We start from the raw sequence: 19,029 nt of genomic DNA, 5'->3' as shown, positions 1-19,029 counted from the left end.
CCCCGGCCCGGCCGGGGCCCGTGGTCCGTCCGCGCCGCGCCCGGATATCCCGCACAATGGGCAGATGTCTTTTCCGCCCTCCGGCCGGCACGCGGGCGCCGCCCACCACGAGTACTGCAACACCGGCATGTGCTGCCGGTGCCAGATGCGGACCTGGACGACGAAATCGGGCAACGAGCGGCTCTGCGGGCCGTGCGCGGCCTGCTGCCACGAGTGCGGCCGGGCGCCCGCGCCCTATCTGGACGGGCTCGACGGCGGACTGTGCGCCGAGTGCCGCGGACTGTGCGGCCGCTGCCACGCCCCGAAGCGCCCCGACGGGTCCTGTGCCTGCGACCGCTGGCGGGAGAACGCCCGGAGCAACCCGCCCGGCTACGTCCTTCAGGCCCTGCCGCCCCAGCTCCTCCAGGCGCTCGGCGGCCGACTGCCCAGCACCGTGCACGACCTCATCCACCAGGAACTCGCCGTCCGCAGCTCCGGCCTCCTGCGTGAGCGCATCGAACGCCGCTGGAACCTGCGCTGGGCCCATGCGCTGGGCGAGACGGACGAGGACGGCCGCCGTCGGTGGAGCGCCCAGGACATCGCCGAGCAGCTCCTGCGGCCCGGCTCGTGCACCGACCCGCAGTGCGAGGACGGCCACCTCCTCACCACCGACACCCCGTGCACCCGCTGCCGCCAGCCGCTGCACCGCTTCGTCACCTCGGTCGCCGATCACACGGCGACCCCGGAGCACGCGCGGTCCACGGCGGCCGGAATCCGCCGGGCGATGCTGGAGAACCGCTCGCGCCCGAAACATCCGCCTCGCTGACCGCAACCTCTCCACGGCACACGGCTTGGTGCGGGACAGGGTCCGTGTGCCGCGCGGCATCCTCGCGGTACGCGGCACAGCCCGACGGGCGGTGCGATTCCTCAGTCGTCCACCATCAGCCGTCCACCAGACGGGAACGGATGAGGAACCGCACCCCCTCCGGAGCCTCCAGTGAGAATCCGCTGCCCCGGCCCTCCACCACGTCCACGGTCAGCCGGGTGTGGGACCACACCGCGTACTGGCTTCGCGACATCCAGAACGGCACGCTCTCGGGCATCCCCTCGACAGCGAGGGCCGCCAGCAGCACATCGGCGTCCCCGGTGCGGAACTCACCGGCCGGGTAGCACATCGGCGCACTGCCGTCACAGCAGCCGCCCGACTGATGGAACATCAACGGGCCGTGGTCCGCGCGCAGCCGCCGCAGCAGTCCGGCCGCGGCGGGAGTCAGCTCGACTGCGGGCGTTTTCGGGTCACACTCCATGGACCTGCCCCTTCTCGGCTGCGACAACCGGACGCAAGTCAACTCGACCGGACGTTGCGACCGGGTTGCACGCCCTATGCTCGCGCCCATGGAGCAACGGGAAGTCGTGAAGCGCGTGATCGGCATCCTCACAGAGGCGCGCGAAATGCAGCGTCTGCTGGAGGCGGACCTCGAGCGGGAAGACCTGGACGCGGGAGCGGGCGCCGTCACCGCCCTGCTGAACGAGACGATGCCTCACATCGCCATCCCCGACGACTTCTCCGTCGAGGAGGTGGTCTCCGTCGTCGGACGTGAGGTCGGCGGTGCGGTCGAACAGCTCGTGAGCGCCTTCACCCTGGCGTTCACGATGCTGGCCCAGGTCCATGACTCCGGGCAGAGCGACGTGTCGTCGGCAGACGTTCTCCAGGACCTCGCGCTGCGCGTCGAGGGCGGGGGGCCGGACGAGGACGAGGATCCGCTCCTGTGACCCCCTGCGTTCTGCCGTGCGGGTATGCATAGTGGAGGGAGAAGCGCGTATCTCCCTCGCGGCATGGAGGCAGCTGTGGGAACGAGCACCGAGATAGCCCGCGCCAAGGCGCGGAGGCTCAAAGGCATGATCAAGGAATCGGACGGCATCGCCCTCGAGAACGAGCGGCTGAAGGCCGAGGGCAGGAAGGAACAGGCCGAGGCCCGCCGCGAGGAGGCCCTGGCGCGCGCATCGCGGGCAGCCTCCGACCGCTGAGACAAGTGGGCGCCCGTGCCGTCGCGTACGGCATGGGCGCCTTCGTGAGCCCGCCCTGTGGGGTACGCCGGCCTTCTCGGGTGCCCGCAGGGCTGTGGACACTGCCGCGCGGGGCTCGCCTCCCATCCGGCGCGGGGTGCGCGTACCGTGCGCGAACAACGCTCGCGCAGCGGCCATGACGTCCGAGTCGCGGATCCGGACGCTCAGCAGGTGGCTCAGCACCAGGAGCCGGCAGAGCGGCTGCGGAGTGTCGCGCAGCCGGATCCCGGCATCCGCCGTATACGTCCGACCGCACTCCTCCGGCAGCGCGTCGGTGATCCGGCGCGCCGATGCGGAGCCCCTGGCGCTCATCCGTATCCGAAGATCCGGGCGAGGAAGAATCCGGCGACGACGAGCGCACCGATGACGATCAGGGCGCTCCAGACACCGGGGTGCTCCCACAGCCCTCCGTCCGCGCGTTCCTCGTGGGCCTCGCCTATGGAGCCCTCGGCCGGCGGTGTCTCTCCTGGGGGATTCAGCGGAACAGCCATGTCTCCAGGGTCTCTCCGACCGTGTCTCCGCGCACGTCCTCCGCCGTACCGCCCCAGGTATGGCCGGGCGGCTGGTACGGGGCAATGGGTTCGTGCCCGAGGTGGCGATCAGCGCGATGCCGGTCCTCGGCGTCCCGCGGGTCGCCGACACCGCCCGGGACCGGGGAGGTCGACGCCGGGCTGCGGTAGGCGGAGGAAAGTCTCACCCTCAACCTCAGGGTGAGACAGGGGCTGCCGCCGCGTGATCCTGCGTACCGGGCTCGACATGCTGGAGATCCGCACCGTCGTCCTGTGCCATTCGCCCCGCACCCTCACCGGACTGGCGAAGGCCCGCACCGAGGAGTCGATGTTCCCGGCCGATGTGACGGAGCTGCTCCAGGAACCCTTCGGCCCCCCTCGCCGAGGCGATCGAGGGATGCGCCGTCCCCGGTCACGACCCAGCTCGCCGCCGACGCGCAGGCGCACGCCGTCAATCCCGGCTGCGCGCACTCCTGCGGCGTCCTGGCCGGCAGCCCGACTGATCGCCCGCGCCGGTGCGGCATCGCATCCCGTGCGGCCGGCGTCCGGACCCCGGCCGCACGGGATGCGGATGCGGCGGGTCGCTGGTTCGCTGGGGTCAGGGCGTTCTCGGCAACGCCGCGAGGCGCCGTGCCAGGCGTCGCGGACCCGGTCAGGATCCGCCGGACACGCCCCAGAGGTCCCCAGCGTCCAAGGAGTGGTGATGAGCGGTTCGGACGAACCAGCCGACCTGGCTCGGCAGATGCGTGAGAAGGCCCAGCAGCTCGCCGAGGCCGCGGAGCGTGCGAGCGACCCGCACGAGCGCGAGCGTCTGGAGAAGAAGTCCCGGACGATCCGGGACCGGAGCGAACAGCAGAGCGCCATGGCGGCCGGGGACATCTACCCCGAGAAGTAGCCCCGCCGACGCCCGTACGTCCGTCCGCCCGCCTCCCGGAGGGCAAGCAGAACCTCCGGGAGGCGGGCGGGCACGGGTCAGCCGGCCCACTCCAGGAGCCGTTCCGCGCTCCAGGTCGTCACCACCCGGTCCGCCGCCACCCCGCACTCCTCGGCGCGGGCGCACCCCGACCGCTGCCAGTCGAGCTGCCCCGGGGCGTGCGCGTCCGTGTCGATCGCGAGGAGCGCCCCCGCCGCGACGGCCGCGCGCAGCAGCCGCCGGGGCGGATCCTGCCGCTCCGGACGGCAGTTGATCTCCACCGCAGTCCCCGCCCCGGCGCAGGCCGCGAATACCCGGTCCGCGTCGAACCGCGACTCGGGCCGGCCCCGCCCGGCCAGCAGGCGTCCCGTGCAGTGGCCGAGCACATCGGCCCGCGGATGGCGCACCGCCGCCTCCAGACGCCGCGTCATCGGCGCCGGGTCCATGCGCAGCTTCGAGTGGACGGAGACCACCACCACGTCGAGGCGCTCCAGCAGTTCGTCCTCCTGGTCGAGCGAACCGTCCGGGAGGATGTCGCACTCGATTCCCGTCAGCAGCCGGAAAGGCGCCCACTCCTCGTTGAGCCGAGCCACCACCGCGAGCTGCTCCCGCAGCCGTTCCGGCGACAGGCCGCGCGCCACCGTCAGCCGGGGCGAATGGTCGGTGAGGACCGCCCACGCGTGCCCCAGCTCCGCGGCGGTCCGGCCCATCTCCTCGATCGGGCTGCCCCCGTCCGACCAGTCCGAGTGCAGATGGCAGTCGCCCGTCAGACGGGCGAAGAGGTCTTGGCCCCCCTCGACGGGCGGCTCCGCCGCGGCCTCCTTCTCCAGCCGGTCCAGATATCCGGGTGTCCTTCCGGCCAGGGCCTCGCGGATCACCTCGGCCGTGCGGGGTCCGATCCCGGCGACCCGCTCCAGGGAATGCGCGGACACCCGCTCGGCCGCCTCCCCGGCGGCCATCGCGTCCACGGCGACGGCGGCCGTACGGAAGGCCTTCACCCGATAGGTGGCGGCCTGCGAGCGTTCCAACAGGAAGGCGATCCGCCGCAGGGCGGTGACGGGATCCATCGGCACCTCCACCGGGAACGTCCGCGGCCGGCACCGGTCCGCCGTGCGCGCCGCCCGTCCCACCAGCATGGGCGCACCGGCTCCCGCACGCCTCCGCGACGCGGGTCACCGTGTCAGGACCCGGCCTCCCGCGCGTCCGCCACGGGCTCCCAGCGGCCGGTGGCCGTGTCGTGGTCGAGCACGGGCCGCCCCCGTACCCCGCTCGTGCGGAACGGCCGCCCGCCGTCGTCGATACGCACCGTGCCGGACCGGCCGCCGCTGCTCCAGGCCAGCTCCGCGAACCAGTCGCAGTCGCAGCCGACCGTGCGACCGGTGATCAGGAGGACTTCGGGATCGGTGACCGAGACGCTGTACGGGAAGGCGACCGCCTCGATGGGCTCGCCCGAGTCGTTGCCCGCGACCGAGCGGGCGACGGGGCGGGGTACGTCCAGATCGACGTCGAACATCCTCGGGGTGAGCGCCCCGCCGCAGCCGGAGCTCATCCGGTAGACCCGGCCCTTCGCCGGTGGTCGGCGCTCGACCACCCGGATCCGCAGGGACTCCAGCACCACGGCCCGCTCGTCCCGGCCCTGCAGCGTGATCCTGACGCCAGTCTCGCCCGCGTGCACCGCGCCGAGCGCTCCGGCCCAGGGCGCCGCGTCGGCCTCCACCGGGGGCGGCGGAACGGCGGCGGGCGCCCGGTCGACGAGGTAGGAGTGGCCGCAGCCGTTCTTCCAGACGTGGTCGTCGCCGGTCCAGGTGAACGGCACACGCCCGTACTCCCGCCCCGGCGAGGGCCGGGACTGCCGGGGGGCCGTCTCGTCGCGCGGCACGACGCCGGGCGGCACGGTCGGCCGGGGGCTGCCGGACGGCGTTCCCCGCGGAGTCCCGCTCGGTGTGCCCTGCGGTGTTCCGGGCGTGCGGGAGCCGGAGGGGGAGGGCTCCGGGGCGTCCGCCGGGGGCTCGCCCGGTCGGTGGGCCACCGACGGACGCCGGTCCACCCCCGTGAGTCCGGTCCCTCCGAACGCCGCGACCAGGGAGAGGACGAGGACAGCCGCGGCGAGGACGCCGAGCCCCTGCCCGTACCGCCGCACCCGGCGCGACCGGAGCACCGGCTTCCCGGACGCTCCGCCCCCGGAGACGGCCGGGTCCCCGGCGGCGGAGGACGGCACGGGGCGGGGCGGCTCCGCGGCGGAGGGCACCGGGTCCGCAGGAGGTGGTGGCGCGGATGCGGCCTCGCCGGACCCCCCCGGCCCCGGTGGCGCGGTCCGCCGCTCGTCCCCCGGGCGAAACCGTCTCCCCGGCCGAGACGTCCATCGGCACGCCCCCCCGCCGGCCACGCCGGTTCCGTCTCCGCCGGCTCCGCCTCCGCGGTCCCCTGCCGGTCGAGACGCTCGCCGTCGGCCAGGATCCACAGGCGGTGCAGCGCCTCCCGTTCCTCGGCCGGTGCGCCGCACCACCGGGCCAGCCGCTCCACCGGGGCGAACTCCGCGGGCACGGTCCGCCCCGTGCAGTACCGGTGCAGCGTCGAGCCGCTGACCCCGATGCGGCGGGCCAGCGACGCGTACGTCCGGCCCGACCCCTCCCGCAGCGCGCTCAGCCGCTCCGCCAGCGCCGCCCGTGCGGACCCCTCGGCGTCACCCAACCCGCTCGACCTCCCTCGCCGCCGTTCCCGGGCGTTCCAGCCCTTCGAGAACACCCACGTCACCGGGGGTGGGACGGTTCCAGCCCGGCGGGAGGCCGTGTCGCGCTTGTCCGCGTCCGGGGCGGCGGCCCAGGCTGGAGCCCGTTCCCGTACCGCCGCCGTACGGCTCCTCACCGTGTGCCGTACGAGGCGGAACGACGCCGGACGACCATCTGACCGCACCATCCGAAACGGGGAACCCACCCATGCGCACTCTCCGCACCGCACTCCTGACCGCCGCTGCCGGGGGTCTGGCCGTCACCGCACTGGCCCAGGTGCCCGCCGCCGCGGCCCCGGCCCCCGCTCCCGCCCTGCCGAAGTTCCTGAGCGCGGGCCAGCTGCCCGCATCCCTCACTCCCTGGACGGCCGGTCCGGTCCGCCAGGGAGTGCCCGAGGAAGGGTCCGTGTGCACCACCGGGATCGCTCCGGCGGCCGGCACCCGCTACCGGGCATTCCGTACCGAACTGGACACCGGAGCCCGCCAGACCATCACGGTCGCCACCACCACCGCGCGGGCCAGGACGCTCGCCGCCGAGCTGCGGAGCTCCCTGGAGACCTGCCTCGACCGGCTGAAGGAGCAGAACCCCGGACTGGAGGGGGAGGCGCTCCACCAGGGCCGGGTGAATGTCGAGGAGGGTGCGCACGTCTACAGCATTGACACGTCCTACCCGGAGGTCGGTTCCACCGACATCGGGCTCTACTCCGTGGGCCGCGACGGCCGGACGGTGACCGTCGTCGAGTGGGGACAGCTCGGCGACCTCGACGGCGCACCGCTGGCGGGGTTCAAGAAGACGACCCGCACCGCCGTCGCCAAGCTGCACTGACACCCGCGTCCGCATTCCGCCTCGCGACCGGCCGACGAGGGGCGGCCGGTCGCGGAGGTGCGGGGTACCCCGCACCGGGAGCATGCTGGCTGTGTGACCCGGCACGATACGCCCCGGCATCCCTGGCCCGGCGGAAACGGGACCGCTGCCGGGGGACACGACGGTGACCGAGCACCCGACGAGCTGTCCCTCGTCCTCGCGCAGGGCCTCGTCAGCGCCGTCGAGTCGACCGGCGGCTACGCGGGCGGCGTCTACCTGCGCAGCGGAACGCCCGGACTGTTGCGGCTCGCGGTGCTCGCCGGACTGCCGGGCCCGCTGTTCCGGCCCTGGTGGCGGATGCATGTGAACCGTCCGTTCCCGGTGTCCGAGGCCTACCGCTCGGGGCGGCCCGTGCTGCTCTCCGACGCGGAGGAGTCGATGCGCCGGTTTCCGCAGCTGATGGCGGGGCTGCCGTTTCCGTTCGGTTCTCTCTGGGTGCCGATCGCCGGGCCCCGGGGAAACCTGGGTGTGCTGGGGGTCCTGCGGGCCTCCACCCCGGGGCAGCCCGTCGCCCTCGCCGACGGCGACCGCCTGCACCGCCTGGGGCAACGGCTCGGCGGCGCGCTCGCCGACCTGGAGCGGCAGGGCGTCGACTGCGTATGGGAGACCGAGCCGGTCCCCGTGCAGCTGCCCGCCGCCACCGCGCCCCCGGTGCGGGTCGGCCGCTTCGACTGGGACCTGCACTCCGGGCAGGTCGCCGCCGACGACGAACTCTGCGCGATCCTCGGCTTCGCGCCCGCCGCCTTCCCGGGCACCGTCGACGCGCTCGCCGAACGGCTGGTCCCGGAGGACGTGTACGGGCTGTGGGCGCTGGCCCGGCAGACGGTGGAGTCGGCCGAGCCGGTGGTCCGCCGGATGCGGCTGCGCGGCCCCGACGGCCGGTCCCATCTGCTGGAGCTGTCCGGCCGCTGGACCCACCCGGACGGCGATGTGTCGGCCAGCCGTCTGAGCGGCTTCCTGGTCGACCTCGGTGCGGGACCCGTCGTGCCGGAGGCCGCCGACCGGCTGCCCCGGGGCATCCTCTCCCTGGACCGGCTCGGGCGGATCACCTACGCCAACGGCCTCGCCGAGGAGCTGCTCGGCCACCCCCGGGCCGAGCTGGTCGGCCATCTCGTGTGGCGGGCCCTGCCGTGGTTCGGGCACGAGGCCTACGAGGACCACTACCGGGCCGCCCTGATCGCCGGCGACCCCGTCCACTTCCTCGCCCGGCGCCCGCCCGCACGCTGGCTGTCGGTGTCCCTGTACCCGGGCCACGACGGGGTGAGCGTCGTCCTCCAGACGACCGACCAGCCGGCCTACGCCCCCGGCTCCGTCACCTCACCGGGCCTGGGCATCGGCTCGACGGCCGACCGTTCCTCCGCGCTGTACCGGCCGGTGGCCCTCGCCATCGCACTGACCGAGGCGGTCACGGCCCGTCAGGTCTCCGCGGTGGTCACGGAGGAGCTGCTGCCCGCGTTCGGAGGCCGTCAGCTCGCCATCTATCTGCTGAACGAGCAGCATCTCCAGCTGGCCTGGGAGACAGGGTTTCCGAAGGGCTTCCTCGACCGCTTCGACGGGGTCGGGCTCGACGTCAGCATCCCCGGGGTGGAGACCCTGACCACCGGCCGCCCGATCTTCTTCGAGTCCATGCAGCGCCTCGCCGAGGCCTACCCGGGCATCCCGATCGACGCGGACGTCGGGGCGCGGGCGTTCCTGCCGCTGATCGCCTCGGGGCGGCCCGTCGGCTCCTGCATCCTCGGCTTCGACCGGCCGCGCGGCTTCAGCCCGGAGGAGCGTACGGTCCTGACGGCACTGGCCGGCCTCATCGCCCAGGCCCTGCAGCGCGCCCGGCGCTACGACAGCGAGTCGGCCCTCGCCCGCGGACTCCAGGACGCCCTGCTGCCGCACCGGCTGCCGGAGATCGACGGTGTGGACACCCTGGGCCGCTACCTCTCCGGCACCCAGGGTATGGACGTGGGCGGCGACTGGTACGACGTCATCGAGACGGGCCACGAACTCGCCCTGATCATCGGCGACGTACAGGGCCACGGTGTATCCGCCGCCGCGACCATGGGGCAACTGCGCAGTGCGGTACGGGCGTTCGCGCTGAGCAACCATGATCCGCAGGAGGTGATGAGCGGGACGAACCGGCTGCTCATCGACCTCGACCCGGGACAGTTCGCGAGCTGCTGCTACATCGCCCTCGACCCGGCGACCGGCGTGGCCCGTGCCGTACGGGCAGGGCATCCGCAGCCGGTGCTGCGGCGGCCCGACGGCCGGACGGAGGTGCTGGACCTGCCCGGCGGCATCGTGCTCGGGATCGACGGGCACGCGACCTACCCGGTCACGGAGATGCGGCTCGAACCCGGGGCGATGCTCGCCCTGTTCACGGACGGGCTGATCGAGCGCCCCGGCACGGACATCGACGAGGGGATCGAACGGCTGCGCGCCACCATCGAACGCATCGGCGCGGTCCCCCTGGCCGACACGGCCGACCAGGTCATCGGAGAGGCCAGGGCGGCCATCGACCGCCCCGACGACATCGCGATCCTGCTGGCCGCCCGGTGGGCCGGGACCTCGACGGTCCGGCGACCCCGGGTGTCCGGCCCCGACCTGTGGCGCACGTTCAGGGGGCCGGACCCGGGGCGCTCGGCGGCAGCCCGGGATCCGGCCCCCTAGGACCTGTCGTCGACCTGCTGCCCGCCGGGCGGTGACGGCAGTTTGACGACGGGCCCTCCTGGGAGGGTGCTGCGTCGATCAGGCGTTGGCGGGGCGCTCGGCCGGCACGAAGGCGCCGGAGGCCTCCAGCATGCCCTCGCGCTCCACGACCTTGACCCGCTCACGGCCCTGGGCGGCGCCCAGCGCCTGCTCGTGGGCGTCCAGCTTGTGCCAGCCCTCCCAGGTCGTGTAGCGGACGCCGCGGTCCGCCAGGAAGGCCTCGACGGCCTCCGGAGCGGGCGTGGCCGGCTCGGCCAGACAGCCGGCGGCGCGGTCCTCCAGAACACAGGCGACCGTCTCGTTGGCGTCGCCCTTGGTGTGCCCGATCAGGCCGATCGGGCCGCGCTTGATCCAGCCCGTGACGTAGACGGAGGCCATGTGCTCGTCACCGGAGATGACGCGTCCCGCCTCGTGCGGGACGGTTCCGGAGGACACGTCGAAGGGCAACTTGGGCAGCTCCTCCGAGTAGTAGCCCACTGCGCGGTAGACGCTCTGCATGTCCCAGTCGGTGAACTGGCCGGTGCCCCGGACATTGCCGGTGCCGTCCAGCTCGGTGCGCTCGGTGCGCAGCGCCACGACCTTGCCGTCCTCGCCGAGGATCTCGACCGGGGACTCGAAGAAGTGCAGGAACAGCTTGTGCGGGCGGTCGCCGACGTCACGGATCGCCCAGTTCTCCAGGGTCTGCGCGACCATGTTGGCCTGCTTGTTCTCCCGGCGGGTCGCGATGGAGCCCTCGTCGTACTCGATGTCCTCGGGGTTGACGATGACCTCGATGTTGGGGGAGTGGTCCAGCTCCCGCAGCTCCATCGGGCTGAACTTGGCCTGCGCGGGGCCACGCCGCCCGAAGACATGCACCTCCAGCGCCTTGTTCTCCTTGAGGCCCTGGTACACGTTGTCCGGGATCTCGGTGGGCAGCAGCTCGTCCGCGGTCTTGGCCAGGACGCGGGCCACGTCCAGGGCCACGTTGCCGACGCCGAGCACGGCGACCTTCTCAGCGGTGAGCGGCCAGGTGCGCGGGACCTCGGGGTGCCCGTCGTACCAGGAGACGAACTCGGCCGCCCCGTAGGAGCCGTCCAGCTGGATGCCGGGAATGTCGAGCGCCCGGTCGGCCTCGGCGCCGGTGGAGAAGATCACCGCGTCGTAGAACGACCGCAGGTCGTCCAGGCCGATGTCGTGCGGGTAGCTGACGTTGCCGAAGAGCCGGATCTGGGGCTTGTCCAGCACCTGGTGCAGGGCCTTGACGATGCCCTTGATGCGCGGGTGGTCGGGGGCCACGCCGTAGCGGATCAGGCCGAAGGGCGCGGGCATGCGCTCGAAGAGGTCGATCGAGACCCCCGGGTCCTGGCAGACCTCGGATTTGAGCAGCGCGTCCGCAGCATAGATACCGGCGGGGCCGGCTCCGACAATGGCGACGCGGACGGGGCGTGTCATGGCGTGGTGATCCTTCGGGGCGGGCGAACGCGGGCAGGTACAGCGTACGTCGGAGGTAAGGGTTGGCTTACCAGTCTCCACCCCACACCGTAAGCGATCGCCCCGCGGGTCCTTCGACCGGCCTCGTCCTGGGTGTCTGATTAGTCCGTTTCGCAATGCCCGTATGGTCGATTTGGTTCTTTTGGTCGATCTATCCGTAAAGGGATTACTGGGTGCTTTGCTGCATTCTCCTAGGCCTGTTCTTGTCATCGCCGCGAGCGAGTGGTGAGCGTCACGTCCGAGGGGGCGGACGCGGAAGCGGACGCATCGGTTCCCTTCTGTGTGAAGAAAGTTGACGCCGCGACGGCACGGCCCGATCCGGGAATTCCGTCATTCGATCTTGCGTGGAAAAGGGAATCAGGAATGCGGGGCTTGTTCTGTTCGGCGTTTCTCGCCTACGGTCACCGTCAATCCGGATGGAACGCCGAATCCTGCCGCCGTCCGGGAATCCGAAACCCACTCACGTACGGCAGGAGCGGGGGACCCAGGTAAGTCGCCGAACCGTTACCGGAACGGCTTGGGGTGAAGTCGCACGACCGTGCGGCCAGACATCTCCCGTCTGAACCCGACAGCTCACCTCGCAGGCGCCGGAGAGGAAATCCCCCATGCCCGCACAGGGTAAGCACCGTCGTCCCCAGTCCACCTCGCTGCGCCGCGGCCTCGCCGCCGTGACCACCGGTGGAGCCGTTCTCGCCCTCCCGGTGATCGGCGCCACCAGTGCCTTCGCGGCCCCCGCGCCCACTGCGGCTCCTCAGCAGGCCGTGGCCCCCGCTTCGCTGTCCGCTCAGGTGAATTCCGCCGCGAAGGCCGTGCCCGCCCAGCATTCCGTGGTCGCCGGTGAGACTCTTTCCAAGATCGCCCGCGAGTATTCCGTCAGCGGCGGCTGGGAGAAGCTCTACGAAGGCAACCGGAAGATCGTCGGAGAGGATCCCGATCTTATTCACCCGGGTATCAAGCTGACCCTCGGAAACAAGGCCGCCGCCCCGTCGGACGCCAAGGCTTCCCCGTCAGCCGCGCGCGGTGCTTCGGCAGACCGTGCCGACCGTTCGGAGCGTACCGACGCCGCCCCCGTGGCGCAGGCTGCTCCGGCCGCCGAGAAGGCCGTCACGTACACGAACGACCTGGACGGCTGGATCAAGGAGTCGCTGGCGGTCATGGCCGACCACGGCATCCCCGGCACCTACGAGGGCATCCACCGCAACATCATGCGCGAGTCCTCGGGCAACCCGGCCGCGATCAACAACTGGGACTCCAACGCGGTCAAGGGCACCCCGTCCAAGGGCCTGCTCCAGGTCATCGACCCGACCTTCCAGGCCTACCACGTGCCCGGCACCTCGACCGACAGCTACGACCCGGTCGCCAACATCACGGCCGCGTGCAACTACGCCGCGGACCGCTACGGCTCGATCGACAACGTCTTCGGCGCCTACTGATCCTCCGCGCCCGAACCGGAGGGGCCCCGGACCCGATGTGCCAACGGCACCCCGATGGGTCCGGGGTCCCTCCGTCGTACCGGGCGGAGCCGGGAAGTTACCCCCAAGTTTCTAGTGACTTACCACGCGATCGACAGTAGAACCTGTTTCACTCTGTCGAGAGTGAGGAATGTCACATGAGCGACACTGTCATGCAGGATGGCGAGGCCAAGGGCGTCTCGCGTCGAAGATTCATCGCTGGAACAGGTTCTCTTCTGGGGGGCGCGGCGCTCGCCGGGGCCCCCGCACCGTCGTGGGCGAGCGTGCGTGCGGCAGCGGCGCCCATCGGCTCCGGGGCGCATGTACCGGTCCTGGTCATCGGCACCGGATACGGCGGCTCCGTCGCCGCCCTCCGGCTCGCCCAGGCCGGCACGGACGTCCATATGGTCGAGATGGGCATGGCCTGGGACACCCCGGGCGCGGACGGCAAGATCTTCGCCAACACCACCAGGCCGGACGACCGCTCCTTCTGGCTGCGCACCCGGACCAAGCAGCCGCTGAGCAACTTCCTCGGCTTCCCCCTCGACAGACACGTCAACCGCTACACCGGCATCCTGGATGCCGAGGAGTTCGCCGGCATCACGGTCTACCAGGGCCGCGGCGTCGGAGGCGGGTCCCTGGTCAACGGCGGCATGGCCGTCACTCCGCGCCGGGAGAACTTCGGCGACATCCTCCCGACGGTGAACGCCGGGGAGATGTACAGCACCTACTACCCGCGCGCCAACAGCGGGCTGGGCGTCACCACCATCGATCCCGCCTGGTTCGACACCGTCGGCTGCTACCAGTACGCCCGGGTCGGCCGGAAGCACGCCCGGCGCTCCGGCTTCCCGTTCCTCTTCGTGCCCGCCGTCTACGACTGGGACTACATGAAGCAGGAGGCGGCCGGGACCGTCCCCAAGTCGGCCCTGGACGCCGAGATCCTCTACGGCAACAACTACGGCAAGAAGTCGCTCCAGAAGACCTACATCGACCGGATCAACGCCACCGGCCGGGTCACCATCTCCCCGCTCCACAAGGTCACCACGGTCACCCCGGCCCCCGGCGGCGGCTACACCGTGCTCATCGACCAGCTGGACACCGGCGGTGGGACCACCGTCACCAAGACCGTCACGGCGGACAAGGTGTTCTTCGCCGCGGGCAGCGTCGGCACCAGCAAGCTGCTCGTCGGCCTCAAGGCCACCGGCGCGCTGCCCCTCCTCAACGACGAGGTCGGCAAGGGCTGGGGCGACAACGGCAACGTCATGTGCGGCCGCGCCAACCACCTCTGGGACCCGACGGGGAAGGTCCAGTCCGCCATCCCCACCGGCGGCATCGACAACTGGGACGCCGGCGGAGCCTTCGCCGAAGTCGCGCCGCTGCCCACCGGGATCGAGACGTGGGCCTCGTTCTACCTGTCGATCACCAAGAACCCGAACCGGGCGCGGTTCACCTGGAACGCGGCGGCGGGGAAGGCCGAACTGAACTGGCAGACGGCGTGGAAGCAGCCGTCGATCGACGCGGCGAAGACCATCTTCGACAGGATCAACCAGAAGGAAGGCACGATCTACCGCACGGACCTCTTCGGTGTGTACAAGATCTGGGGCGACCACCTCACCTACCACCCGCTGGGTGGCGCGGTCCTGGACAAGGCCACCGACAACTACGGCCGGCTGCACGGCTACCCGGGGCTGTACGTCATCGACGGCGCACTGATCCCCGGCAACACCAGCGTGAACCCGTTCGTCACCATCACCGCGCTCGCCGAGCGCAACATCGAACGGATCATCGCAACCGATCTGTAGAGCCACCCGCGGAGAGTCCGCGGGCGGACTACGAGAGAGCCCGGGGCCGGGAGTGCCAACCCGGCGGCCCCGGACTCCGTCAGTGGGTGCCCGCCCCTCACCCGTGACCGGGCAGGACGCACACCGCGTCGATCCCCAGTACATGGTTGAGCCGCCCGAACGCCAGCCACGAGCCGATGCTCATCGTCAGCTCCACGATCTCCACCTGGCTGTAGTGCGCGGTCATCCGTTTCCAGAAGGCGTCGTCCAGACCGTGATGGTCGAGCGTGTACCGCTCGGCGTACTCCGCCGCGAGCCGGGTCCGCTCGTCGAAGACGTCCGTCGTACGCCACCGGGTCACCGCTTCGGTGAACTCCTCCTCGACCCTCGCCCCGTCCCGCTCGGTCCGCCAGTCCAGGCAGAACAGACACCCGTTGATCTGCGCCACCCGCAGCCTGGCCGCCTCGAACTCCCGCAGGCCCAGCGTCGTGTGCTCGTACACGGACATCGAGAACGTGGCGGCGGCCATGCCGATGCCGGGGACCATCTCCCCCCACACGTAACCGATGGGCTCCTGGTCCTCCGGAATATCGATGATCATGCCGGTCTCCTTCCCAGCCTGCCGACCGCAGGCCGCAGCGGAACGTCGAGTGCGTCGTACAGGCCCGGCTCCGCGTCCACCAGCCAGTCGATCGCCGAGACGAGCCGTCCCACCGCGGTGGCGTTCCCGCCCGCCGACCGGTTCTCGTCCTCGTCGGAGGCCTCGACCGTCACCTCGATACGGGGACGGCCCTCGATCACCACACGGTGCGCGCCCACCCCGTCGGGCGGGGACGGCCAGTCCGGGGCGCACGAGGAATGGATCCGGGTGATGTGCTCGACGACGATGCGGGGCTCGCCGTCGACGATGCCCTGCACCTCGAACCGCACGGCGCCCTGGGTGCCCGCCGCGAACGTGCCCATCGTGCGGGTGCTGACCGTCGTCTCCAGCGCCCGGCGCTCCAGGGTCTCGCGGATCTCGTCGAGCTCGACGCCCAGTGCCCGTGCCATGAGACGTATCTGACCTCCCCACACCATCGTCGGAACGCTCTCCGCCAGCATCAGCGGCTCGTAGTCCATCGGGTGCCCCATACCGATCAGATGGCGCACCGACTCCTCCTGCTCGTACGTGGAGTAGTCGAAGATCTCCTGGCAGCGGATGACGTCCACCTCGGTGCCGAGGCCGCTGACCAGCAGGGGCAGGACGTCATTGCCCCAGCCGGGGTCGACACCGGAGACGAAGAGGGAGCCGCCGCCCTCGGCGACGGCGGCCAGGACCGGGTCCCGCAGCTCCGGCGGGGCGTTGCGCTGGTCGTAGAGCGGATAGAGGGAGGGCGTGACGACGACCGCGCCGGCCCGGATCGCCCGGCCGATGTCGGCGAGGGCGTCGTCGGGGCGGATGTCGCCGGACGCCGCGTAGACCGCTGCCCGGGGGCGGGCGGCCAGGACGGCGGCGATGTCATCGGTGGCCGCGACCCCGAGCGTGCGCCCGACCCCGCCGAGCTCGCCCGCGTCGCGGCCGACCTTGGCGGGATCGTGCACGAGGACGGCGGTGAGTGTCAGTGCCGGATGGGCCTCGACGGCGCGGATCGCCGCGCGGCCGACATTGCCGGTACCCCAGACAACCGTGGGAATCATGCGCGGAGGGTAGCCCCGGGACCCCGCACTTCCCAGAGCCGCGACGGCACCGGATGGGCCGGTGCACAAGGGCGTTTCCCGGACCGGCGACGAACCGCCGGCCCGGGAACCGTACAGGGGCCTACCGCTTGGCCCGTGCGCCGTTCGGGCCCCCGCTGATCGTGAACTGCGAGCCGGGCTCGATCAGTACGTCGCCGTCGGCCGAATCGGTGATGGTGACGTCGGTGAGCGTCGCGTTGCCGCGGGCGCCGCCCATCGCGAGGATGCCGGATCCGTTGTTGGACTTGTCGATCCGGACGTTCTCGATCGTGACGTCCGGCATCGGGCCGCCACCCGTCTTGAACTGGATGCCGTCATAGGCGGAGTCGATGATGTCCGTGTCGCGGATCGTGACTCCGGGGATCGGCAGGTTCTGCGGGAAGAGGGTGATCGCGCCGAACTCCTGGTCCTCGTTCCAGAAGGCTCCGCCGGTGCGGTAGAGGCCGTTGTCGGCGATCAGCGTCTGCCCGGAGAAGGGCAGCGGGTCGTGGTCGGTCGCCAGCATGATGGCCGGGTAGTTCATCGTGTCGGAGATCAGGTTGTTCTCGATCCTGTTGTCGTGACCCCCGTAGATCGCGATGCCGTTGGCACGCCACGGGAGCTGGATGGTGCTGTTGCGGAAGCTGTTGTCGTGGCCGATGTCGACGGACTGGTCCTTGACGTACTTGCTGGACCAGACCGCGTGGGCGTCGTCGCCGGTGTGTAGAGCTGGGAGTGCCACATCCCCGCACCCCGGATCGTCACGTCCCGGATGCCGACCTGGTTCCACTGGCCCCGGTCGAGCGGGTCGTCGGTGAGGATCTTCCGCTCCTGGCGCCACTGGCCCGCCGGGATCCACACGCAGTCGATCTCGCCGTTCTGGTTCGCCGTCACCGCGCGCTGGATCGCGTCCGTGTCGTCGATCCCGTCGTTGACGAGGGCGCCGCCACCTGTTCCAGGTCGATCAGGTCGATGACGTAGAAGGAGGCGTTGTCGCTCGCGTCCCGCTGGAGACGGAACTTCGTTCCCGCCGGGTAGGTCCGGGTGAGCAGGGCGTGGGACTCGTCGAACAGCCGCCGCGCGTCGCCGCCGGGGGTGTTGGTGAGCCCTTCGGGGCTGTCGGTGTTCCCGTAGAGCCAGCTGTGCTTCGAGGAGAGGTCGAGCTTGCGGACGAACTCGCCGTCGGTGTACAGGCTGATGGTCGCCTCGCGGCCGCCGCCGCCCGGCGCGTCCGGGATGGAGTTGCGTACGACGACGGAGTTCGACGGGGCGGTCGAGGTGAACTCGACGAACTCACCGGTGGAGTCGAGCCGCACCGACTCGCGGCCGGAGGACTCGGTCTCGTAGTTGGTGTGCCCGAAGGTGCGCACGGCGTCGGACCGCAGCAGCGTGCCCTCGTAATCGGCGTCCTCCGCCTCCAACTCCGTGTACGGCACGGCCGCGCCGCGTCCGACCACGATGGAGCGGGCGAAGGTGTTGTTGGTCTCGCCGGTCTCCGCGACCAGGTCCGTGGCGTCCGCGGTGGCGGTCAGCGTGGCGCCGCCGCTCGCCGCCGTCCAGCTGCCGTCGACCGCGACGTTCGCGGTCCCGCCCGCCGCGATGGCCGGGGTGGTGCCGTTGAGCGTGGTGGAGCCGACGGTCAGTCGGGTGACGGTGCCCGCGCTCACCGCGCTGGTGCCGCGGTTGTGCACCGCCACGGTGAAGGTGACCACCGCGCCGACGGCCGGGTCGGCCGGGCTGGCGGAGATGGAGCGGACCTCCAGGTCCGGGCCCGGGATCTGTCCGACCACCAGCGGGGAGGCAGTGGTGCGGCTGTTGTTGGCGTTGTCCGATTCGGCGACCGTGTCGGTCGGGTCCACCAGCGCCGATACGGTGTACGAGCCCTGCGGCCGCTTGCCGGCCTCGACCGCGACGGGGGCCGAGCCCCCCGCGGCGAGCGGGCCGACCGGGGCGCTGCCCACGACCACGCCGTCCAGGCTCACGTTGACGGTCGTCGTCGGGGAGGCGGCCGAACCGGCGTTGCGGACGGTCCCCTCGACCGTGATGTCATCTGTCTCGGACTGGGACGAAGGGCTCCAGGACAGAGCGCTCACGGTGAGGTCGGGGTTGGGCGCGGCCGTTCCCAGCACTTGGATCTCGGCGATCTGCGCGCCCGGCGCCTCCGTGTTGGAGAAGAACCTGAGCTGGAGGTCTGCGACCCGGCCGTCCACCGGGATGGTCACCGTGTTCTGGTTGCCGCCCGGGTTGAACGCGTAGGTGGCGCGGGCCCGGAGCGAGGTGAACGCGGTGCCGTCCTGGGTCCGGCCGAGCACCTGGATGTCCTGCGTCCGGCTCGCCCAGATCGGGTCCGGGTCGAGCTTGACGACCACGGACTCCAGGTCCACGTCGGCGCCGAGCTTCACCGTGAGATCGGCCGGCAGTCCGTTCGACTCCCAGTAGCTGTTGACGTCGCCGTCGTTGGCGTTGGCGGCCGGGTACCCGCCGTGTGATCCGCTGGCGACGACGGGCTTGCCGCGGGCCAGATCGGTGGCCTCAGCCGCGCTCGCGGCGACGGGCAGGAGTCCGACGGAGACCATCGCGGCTATCAACAGCCCGGTGACCGACCGTCCGGTGAGTCGTTTCCCTCTCATGATGTCCTCTGCTTCCACAATATTTGAGGTTGAAAGTCAATCTTTTACGCCTGGGGGTTCATGGATTTCTGCTCTGCTTCGGATCTGTCAACGGTCCTTGCATGGTCATGTCATTCAGGCGTACGGAATGACGCTGCGTCAGATATGTGCCTGGGCAGGCCTGTTCAGGCTGCGGTCGCACCCCGGGCCAGCAGCAGCGCCAGATCCGCCGCTGCCACGGCGACCGCTCCGGCCAGTGCTGCCT

Annotated in this window: 15 protein-coding genes, 4 pseudogenes and 1 riboswitch; of the genes and pseudogenes, 9 read left to right on the top strand and 10 right to left on the bottom strand. The window is 71.5% G+C overall.

Features of this window, described 5'->3' with window-relative positions; translation table 11 throughout:
- Nucleotides 1-64: 64 nt before the first annotated feature.
- Nucleotides 65-805 (top strand): hypothetical protein, encoded by a 741-nt coding sequence (locus B9S58_RS10940; RefSeq protein WP_103531921.1) that lies wholly within the window; start codon nt 65-67, stop codon nt 803-805.
- A gap of 115 nt (nt 806-920) precedes the next feature.
- Here the strand turns inward: B9S58_RS10940 and B9S58_RS10935 are convergent, their stop codons facing one another.
- On the bottom strand, nt 921-1,286 hold the full coding sequence (locus B9S58_RS10935) for a DUF779 domain-containing protein (protein ID WP_103531920.1): 366 nt from the start codon (nt 1,284-1,286) through the stop codon (nt 921-923).
- A gap of 76 nt (nt 1,287-1,362) precedes the next feature.
- Between B9S58_RS10935 and B9S58_RS10930 the strand changes: the two genes are divergently transcribed.
- Both B9S58_RS10930 and B9S58_RS10925 read left to right on the top strand, forming a co-directional pair.
- Nucleotides 1,363-1,752, top strand: a complete 390-nt coding sequence (locus tag B9S58_RS10930; protein WP_103531919.1) for a hypothetical protein — start codon at nt 1,363-1,365, stop codon at nt 1,750-1,752.
- A 75-nt stretch (nt 1,753-1,827) separates the two neighbouring features.
- Complete coding sequence (locus B9S58_RS10925) at nt 1,828-2,007, top strand: hypothetical protein (protein WP_103531918.1); 180 nt, start codon at nt 1,828-1,830, stop codon at nt 2,005-2,007.
- Nucleotides 2,008-2,130: 123 nt separating this feature from the next.
- Here the strand turns inward: B9S58_RS10925 and B9S58_RS38940 are convergent.
- Together B9S58_RS38940 and B9S58_RS10915 are read right to left on the bottom strand one after the other, a co-directional pair.
- A pseudogene (locus B9S58_RS38940) lies at nt 2,131-2,358 on the bottom strand (endonuclease); the annotation flags it as partial.
- Nucleotides 2,355-2,537: a DUF6480 family protein gene (locus B9S58_RS10915; RefSeq protein WP_103531917.1), complete on the bottom strand. Its 183-nt coding sequence runs from the start codon at nt 2,535-2,537 to the stop codon at nt 2,355-2,357. The pseudogene B9S58_RS38940 and the gene B9S58_RS10915, both read right to left, overlap by 4 nt.
- A 59-nt stretch (nt 2,538-2,596) precedes the next feature.
- Here B9S58_RS10915 and B9S58_RS38935 point away from each other — a divergent pair.
- Together B9S58_RS38935 and B9S58_RS10905 are read left to right on the top strand one after the other, a co-directional pair.
- Nucleotides 2,597-2,999: pseudogene (locus B9S58_RS38935) on the top strand (hypothetical protein); the annotation flags it as partial.
- A gap of 259 nt (nt 3,000-3,258) precedes the next feature.
- Entirely contained in the window at nt 3,259-3,450 is a 192-nt protein-coding gene (locus B9S58_RS10905; protein WP_030081958.1) for a DUF6381 family protein, read from the top strand.
- A gap of 77 nt (nt 3,451-3,527) precedes the next feature.
- Here B9S58_RS10905 and B9S58_RS10900 read toward each other — a convergent pair whose 3' ends face one another.
- The 3 genes and pseudogenes from B9S58_RS10900 to B9S58_RS38930 form a co-directional block, all read right to left on the bottom strand.
- Nucleotides 3,528-4,535, bottom strand: a complete 1,008-nt coding sequence (locus tag B9S58_RS10900; RefSeq protein WP_103531923.1) for a PHP domain-containing protein — start codon at nt 4,533-4,535, stop codon at nt 3,528-3,530.
- 113 nt (nt 4,536-4,648) lie between these two features.
- Nucleotides 4,649-5,686, bottom strand: a complete 1,038-nt coding sequence (locus B9S58_RS10895; RefSeq protein ID WP_258044311.1) for a hypothetical protein — start codon at nt 5,684-5,686, stop codon at nt 4,649-4,651.
- Nucleotides 5,687-5,997: 311 nt separating this feature from the next.
- Nucleotides 5,998-6,384: pseudogene (locus B9S58_RS38930) on the bottom strand (helix-turn-helix domain-containing protein); the annotation flags it as partial.
- 20 nt (nt 6,385-6,404) lie between these two features.
- Here B9S58_RS38930 and B9S58_RS10890 point away from each other — a divergent pair.
- On the top strand, nt 6,405-7,022 hold the full coding sequence (locus B9S58_RS10890) for a hypothetical protein (protein ID WP_103531916.1): 618 nt from the start codon (nt 6,405-6,407) through the stop codon (nt 7,020-7,022).
- 93 nt (nt 7,023-7,115) lie between these two features.
- Entirely contained in the window at nt 7,116-9,719 is a 2,604-nt protein-coding gene (locus B9S58_RS10885) for a SpoIIE family protein phosphatase (RefSeq protein WP_181009265.1), read from the top strand.
- Nucleotides 9,720-9,797: 78 nt separating this feature from the next.
- Here B9S58_RS10885 and B9S58_RS10880 read toward each other — a convergent pair whose 3' ends face one another.
- Nucleotides 9,798-11,189 (bottom strand): FAD-dependent oxidoreductase, encoded by a 1,392-nt coding sequence (locus tag B9S58_RS10880; protein ID WP_103531914.1) that lies wholly within the window; start codon nt 11,187-11,189, stop codon nt 9,798-9,800.
- A 451-nt stretch (nt 11,190-11,640) separates the two neighbouring features.
- Nucleotides 11,641-11,828, top strand: a riboswitch (cyclic di-AMP (ydaO/yuaA leader).
- A 5-nt stretch (nt 11,829-11,833) separates the two neighbouring features.
- Here B9S58_RS10880 and B9S58_RS10875 point away from each other — a divergent pair.
- Both B9S58_RS10875 and B9S58_RS10870 read left to right on the top strand, forming a co-directional pair.
- Nucleotides 11,834-12,661, top strand: a complete 828-nt coding sequence (locus B9S58_RS10875; protein ID WP_103531913.1) for a transglycosylase SLT domain-containing protein — start codon at nt 11,834-11,836, stop codon at nt 12,659-12,661.
- A gap of 176 nt (nt 12,662-12,837) precedes the next feature.
- The gene (locus B9S58_RS10870; RefSeq protein ID WP_181009264.1) at nt 12,838-14,481 is read left to right on the top strand and encodes a GMC oxidoreductase; all 1,644 of its coding nucleotides are present in this window, start codon (nt 12,838-12,840) and stop codon (nt 14,479-14,481) included.
- A 97-nt stretch (nt 14,482-14,578) separates the two neighbouring features.
- On the opposite strand, the gene B9S58_RS10865 is transcribed toward B9S58_RS10870, so the two are convergent.
- The 3 genes and pseudogenes from B9S58_RS10865 to B9S58_RS10855 form a co-directional block, all read right to left on the bottom strand.
- On the bottom strand, nt 14,579-15,061 hold the full coding sequence (locus B9S58_RS10865) for a carboxymuconolactone decarboxylase family protein (protein ID WP_103531912.1): 483 nt from the start codon (nt 15,059-15,061) through the stop codon (nt 14,579-14,581).
- Complete coding sequence (locus tag B9S58_RS10860; protein ID WP_103531911.1) at nt 15,058-16,137, bottom strand: dihydrodipicolinate reductase; 1,080 nt, start codon at nt 16,135-16,137, stop codon at nt 15,058-15,060. Before B9S58_RS10860 ends, B9S58_RS10865 begins: the two co-directional genes overlap by 4 nt.
- 121 nt (nt 16,138-16,258) lie before the next feature.
- Nucleotides 16,259-18,785 (bottom strand): annotated as a pseudogene (locus tag B9S58_RS10855) (CARDB domain-containing protein).
- Nucleotides 18,786-19,029: the final 244 nt, after the last annotated feature.

Source organism: Streptomyces sp. SM11 (genome assembly GCF_002910905.1).
Taxonomy (GTDB): domain Bacteria; phylum Actinomycetota; class Actinomycetes; order Streptomycetales; family Streptomycetaceae; genus Streptomyces.
The sequence above is the reverse complement of the archived record's forward strand: the minus strand, read 5'-3'. Positions and strand labels throughout refer to the sequence as shown.

Coding starts and splice junctions, on each gene's coding strand:
- B9S58_RS10930 (WP_103531919.1), top strand. CDS start 1,363: ATGCTCGCGCCCATGGAGCAACGGGAAGTCGTGAAGCGCGTGATCGGC.
- B9S58_RS10915 (WP_103531917.1), bottom strand. CDS start 2,537: ATGGCTGTTCCGCTGAATCCCCCAGGAGAGACACCGCCGGCCGAGGGC.
- B9S58_RS10865 (WP_103531912.1), bottom strand. CDS start 15,061: ATGATCATCGATATTCCGGAGGACCAGGAGCCCATCGGTTACGTGTGG.
- B9S58_RS10875 (WP_103531913.1), top strand. CDS start 11,834: ATGCCCGCACAGGGTAAGCACCGTCGTCCCCAGTCCACCTCGCTGCGC.
- B9S58_RS10935 (WP_103531920.1), bottom strand. CDS start 1,286: ATGGAGTGTGACCCGAAAACGCCCGCAGTCGAGCTGACTCCCGCCGCG.
- B9S58_RS10860 (WP_103531911.1), bottom strand. CDS start 16,137: ATGATTCCCACGGTTGTCTGGGGTACCGGCAATGTCGGCCGCGCGGCG.
- B9S58_RS10880 (WP_103531914.1), bottom strand. CDS start 11,189: ATGACACGCCCCGTCCGCGTCGCCATTGTCGGAGCCGGCCCCGCCGGT.
- B9S58_RS10905 (WP_030081958.1), top strand. CDS start 3,259: ATGAGCGGTTCGGACGAACCAGCCGACCTGGCTCGGCAGATGCGTGAG.
- B9S58_RS10900 (WP_103531923.1), bottom strand. CDS start 4,535: ATGGATCCCGTCACCGCCCTGCGGCGGATCGCCTTCCTGTTGGAACGC.
- B9S58_RS10890 (WP_103531916.1), top strand. CDS start 6,405: ATGCGCACTCTCCGCACCGCACTCCTGACCGCCGCTGCCGGGGGTCTG.
- B9S58_RS10870 (WP_181009264.1), top strand. CDS start 12,838: ATGAGCGACACTGTCATGCAGGATGGCGAGGCCAAGGGCGTCTCGCGT.
- B9S58_RS10940 (WP_103531921.1), top strand. CDS start 65: ATGTCTTTTCCGCCCTCCGGCCGGCACGCGGGCGCCGCCCACCACGAG.